This is a genomic window from Sphingomonas sp. (genome assembly GCF_035555815.1).
GTDB lineage: Bacteria > Pseudomonadota > Alphaproteobacteria > Sphingomonadales > Sphingomonadaceae > Sphingomonas.
In genome coordinates this window covers 1-4,588 of record NZ_DATMGG010000147.1, presented here as the reverse complement: position 1 = coordinate 4,588, position 4,588 = coordinate 1, and the positions used below count along the sequence as shown (strand labels likewise).

Annotated in this window: 4 protein-coding genes; 1 reads left to right on the top strand and 3 read right to left on the bottom strand. The window is 68.2% G+C overall.

The features are described from left to right. Nucleotides 1–208: 208 nt before the first annotated feature. Nucleotides 209–1,429, bottom strand: a complete 1,221-nt coding sequence (locus tag VNR91_RS08235) for a serine hydrolase domain-containing protein (protein WP_325490290.1) — start codon at nt 1,427–1,429, stop codon at nt 209–211. A 194-nt stretch (nt 1,430–1,623) separates the two neighbouring features. On the opposite strand from VNR91_RS08235, the gene VNR91_RS08230 reads away from it, so the two are divergent. Further along, nucleotides 1,624–3,330: a class I adenylate-forming enzyme family protein gene (locus VNR91_RS08230; RefSeq protein ID WP_325490291.1), complete on the top strand. Its 1,707-nt coding sequence runs from the start codon at nt 1,624–1,626 to the stop codon at nt 3,328–3,330. Between the two features lie 140 nt (nt 3,331–3,470). Here VNR91_RS08230 and VNR91_RS08225 read toward each other — a convergent pair whose 3' ends face one another. After that, the gene (locus VNR91_RS08225; RefSeq protein ID WP_325490289.1) at nt 3,471–3,719 is read right to left on the bottom strand and encodes a hypothetical protein; all 249 of its coding nucleotides are present in this window, start codon (nt 3,717–3,719) and stop codon (nt 3,471–3,473) included. Nucleotides 3,720–3,783: 64 nt separating this feature from the next. Further along, the coding region (locus VNR91_RS08220) for an FGGY-family carbohydrate kinase (RefSeq protein ID WP_325490288.1) at nt 3,784–4,588 on the bottom strand (805 nt) is incomplete at its 5' end.

Genomic DNA, 4,588 nt, shown 5'->3' with positions numbered 1-4,588 from the left:
GCCGTCGCAGCGGATCACCACCGCCTTGATCGAATCGTCGCCGGCCGCTTCCGCGACGCCCGCCGCCAGCCCCTGGCGCACCGCCGCGCCCAGCGCGTTGACCGGCGGATTGTTCGAGATGATGACAAGGACGTCGTCGTGGCGTTCGGTGCGGATCGGGGAAGTCATATCGGTCGGTTGCTCCTGCAATGCGGACAAGGATGGTCCCTCAGGCGAGGGCGGAATAGATCAGCGTCTTTAGCTCGCGCCGGATCGGATAGACGTTCGACGGCGAAACCTGGGTCATGAACACCATGGTGATCCGTTCGACCGGATCGATGAAGAAGGCGGTGGAGAACATCCCGCCCCAATAATATTCGCCGACCGATCCGGGGATCATCGACTTGGCGACGTCCTGCGTTACCGCGAACCCCAGTCCGAAGCCGGTGCCGGCGTTCGCGGTCTCACTGAACAGCGAGCGCGACATCGTGGCGAGATCGGACCCGCCGGGCAGGTGGTTGAGCGTCATCAGCTCGATCGTCTTGCGCGACACGATCCGCGCGCCGTCGAGCACGCCGCCGTTCAGGCACATGCGGCAGAAACGATGATAGTCGAGCGCGCTCGACACCAGCCCGCCGCCGCCCGATTGCAGCTTTGGCGGGTTGGCCCACGCCGATTCGGCGCCGCGATCGTACATCACCCGGCCCTTGCCCGGCGCCAGCGTGTAGCAGTCGGTCAGCCGATGCAGCTTGTCGGCGGGGACATGGAAGAACGTGTCCTCCATCCCTAGCGGCGCGAAAATGCGTTCGCGGAACACATCGCCCAGCGGCTTGCCCGCCAGCCGCTGCACCACCGCGCCGAGCACGTCGGTCGATACCGAATAATTCCATGCCTCGCCCGGCGTGAATTCGAGCGGCAGCGCGCCCAGCGCGGCGACGAACCCGTCGAGATCGAGGTTGCCGTGCCACGATTCGATCCGGTCGCGGCGATAGGCGAGGTCGATGTTCGAGCGGTTCTGGAAACTGTAGGTCAGGCCCGAGGTGTGGCGCAGCAGATCGAGCATCCGCATCGGTTCGGCCGGCGCGCGGGTGACGAACGGCGCGTCGCCGCCGCCGCCGTTATAGACGCCGACCGCCGCCAGTTCGGGAAGCACGTGGTGGACGGGGGTGTCGAGCGCGACCAGCCCCTGTTCCACCAGCTGCATGAACGCGATCGAGGTGACCGGCTTGGTCATGCTGGCGATGCGGAACAGGCTGGCCTCGTCCACCGCCTGGCCGCCCTCACGCGCGGCGCCGATGCTGTTGAAATGGACGATGGCGTCGTCGCGGCCGATCAGGATCTGGGCGTGGGGCAGTTTCCCCGACGCGACGTAGCGTTCGTCCAGCAAACGGTCGATTCGCGCCAGCCGATCGCGATCGAAACCATGATCCTCGGGGCGCGCCAACTCCATTTGCACTCCATACCCTCGCTTCTAAACCGCCTTGCGATGCCCTGCGGCGTGTGCGGCGCTTCTATCGCCTTGAGCGCGGCGCGAATCAACACTAACCTTTGCCGAAAGAGGCGATCACGCCCAAACCGAAGTTTCGAGTGGAGAGAGAATTGACCACGGAACCCCTGATCGCGCTGGACCCCAGCTGGCCCAAGATGAGCATGGAGCAGGCGCGCGCGCTGCTCGTCGCACCGGGCAGCAAGTTCGAGATGGAGACGGTCGACATTCGCGGCATCCCGACGCGCGTATGGAAGCATTCCCCGCCGACGCTGGCGGCGCTGATCGCCGCCTCCGCGATGCACGGCGCGCGCGAGTTCACCATCTATGAGGACGAGCGGGTCACCTACGCCGACAATTTCAAGGCGGTGGCGACGCTGGCGGCGAAACTGCGCGAGATGGGGGTCGAGAAGGGTGACCGCGTCGCGCTGGCCGCACGCAACCTGCCCGAATGGCCGACGATCTTCTTCGCCGTCACCAGCCTGGGCGCGATCTGTGTCCCGCTCAACGCGTGGTGGACCGGGGGCGAGCTGGAATATGGCCTGCGCGATTCGGGTTCCAAGGTGCTGTTCGTCGATGGCGAGCGCCATGAGCGGCTGAAGGATTGCTATGCGCGGCTGCCCGATCTGGAGCGCGTCGTCGTCACCCGCGCGCGGGACTCGCTCGACGGCCCGGCGATCCCGCTCGACGACCTGATCGGGCCGACGTCGCGCTGGGGCGAACTGCCCGCCGTGGCGCTGCCCGAGGTCGACCTGGCCCCGGACGACGAGGCGACGATTTTCTACACCAGCGGCACCACCGGCAATCCGAAGGGGGCGCTGGGCACCCACCGCAACATCTGCACCAACATCCTGTCAGGCGGCTATTCGGCGGCACGATCGCTGCTGCGGCGCGGCGACGAGATTCCGGCGCCGGTACCGAGGACGATGCTGCTGGTGATCCCGATGTTCCACGTCACCGCCTGCAGCGCGGCGATGATGGGCAACATCGCCACCGGCGGCACGCTGGTATTCATGCGCCGGTGGGACCCCGAACAGGCGATGAAGATCATCCAGGACGAGGGTGTCCACGGCACCGGCGGGGTGCCGACGATCGCGTGGCAGCTGCTGGAGCATCCCGCGCGCGCCAACTACGATTTGTCGTCGCTGGAGGCGATCTCCTATGGCGGCGCGCCGTCGGCGCCCGAACTGGTCAAGCGCATCTTCACCGAATTCGGCGCGCTGCCGGCCAATGGCTGGGGAATGACCGAGACAATGGCGACGGTGACCAGCCACGGCGCGGAGGATTACCTCAATCGCCCGACCAGCTGCGGCCCGCCGGTCGCCACCGCCGACCTCAGGATCATGACCGTCGACGACGACAACCCGCAGGAACTGCCGATCGGCGAGGTCGGCGAATTGTGGGCGCGCGGGCCGATGGTGGTGAAGGGCTATTGGAACAAGCCCGAGGCGACCGCGGCGACCTTTGTCGACGGCTGGGTACGCACCGGCGATCTGGCGCGGCTGGACGAGGAGGGGTTCTGCTACATCGTCGATCGCGCCAAGGACATCATCATCCGGGGCGGCGAGAACATCTATTCATCGGAAGTCGAGGACGTGCTCTATGCGCATCCGGCGGTGACCGACGCCGCGCTGATCGGCATCCCGCACCGCACATTGGGCGAGGAGCCGGCCGCGATCGTCCACCTCGCCCCCGGTACGCAGGCGAGCGAGGCCGAATTGCAGCAATGGGTCCGCGACCGGCTGGCCGCGTTCAAGGTGCCGGTGGCGATCCGCTTCGTCGCCGACACGCTGCCGCGCAACGCCAACGGCAAGATCCTGAAGAAGGATTTGAAGGCGATGTTCGCGGATCGGGCGGCGGCGTAGCAGCCATTCCCCGGCGAAGGCCGGAGCCCGGCCGGACAAGCCGATGTGGCAAAGCCGGTGTGACGACGAGAATCGCCTGATAATGCCCGTCTAGCAACTTGGCCCCGGCCCTTGCCGGGGAACGGTTGGCGAAGGGCCGATCAGCGATCGCGCTTGGGCGCGACGTCGGGTGCGAGCAGGTCGGGCGCGGTCATCACGCAGGAACCGTTGGTGCGGTGTTCGCAGATGCGCTGCTCGACCGTCCATTTGCGGACCCGCGAGGTGGGCGAGCGGCGGCGCGGCGGGGAACGGCCGGCGCTGGCCGGCGCGAACACCGGCGTCCGCGCGATCGAGAAGGCCGGGGTGGGCACTTGTCCCATCGACAGCATCAGGGCGGCAAGGGCGATCATCTTCGGTCTCCGCGCGGGAAGGCTCGATCAGGCCACGCGCGGGCTGAACGCGCGGTGAAGCGGATCATCCCGCCGCGTCGACCACCGCCGTCACCGCCCGCGCCCAACCGTCGAGCCGCGCCTGCCGCGCGTTGTCGTCCAGATGCGGGGCGAAGGTCTCGACCGCGCCGCGCATCGTCGCGGCGGCCTCCAGATCGGCGAACAGCCCGCAGCCGACCCCGGCCAGCATCGCCGCGCCCAGCGCGGTGGTCTCGGCAAAGGCGGGGCGTTCGACCGCGATGCCGAGCATGTCGGCCAGATCCTGCACCATCCAGCCGTTCGCGACCATGCCGCCATCGACGCGCAGCCCGGTCCAGTCGGCGCCGTCGGCGGCGAAGGCGGCCTTGAGGTCGTGCGCCTGGTGCGCCATCGCCTCCAGCGCGGCGCGGACGATGTGGGCGCGGGTGGCGGTGAACGACAGGCCGGTCAGGCTGCCGCGCGCCTCCGGTCGCCACCATGGCGCGCCCAGCCCGGACAGCGCGGGCACGCAATAGACGCCGGCATTGTCGGCAACGCTCGCCGCCAGCCCTTCGGTCTCGTCGGCGGTGGCGATCAGCCCGATCTGGTCGCGCAGCCATTTGACCAGGCTGCCGGCGACGAACACCGACCCCTCCAGCGCATAGGCGCGGCGCCCGCCCAGTTGCCAAGCGACGGTGGCGAGCAACCGATTGCGCGAGGTCGGCACGGTCGTGCCATATTGGGTGAGCACGAACGCCCCGGTGCCGAACGTCGCCTTGGTATCGCCGGGGGCGAGGCAGGCCTGGCCGATCGTCGCCGATTGCTGGTCGCCCGCCATCCCGCACACCGGGATCGTCCCGCCGAACAGCGTG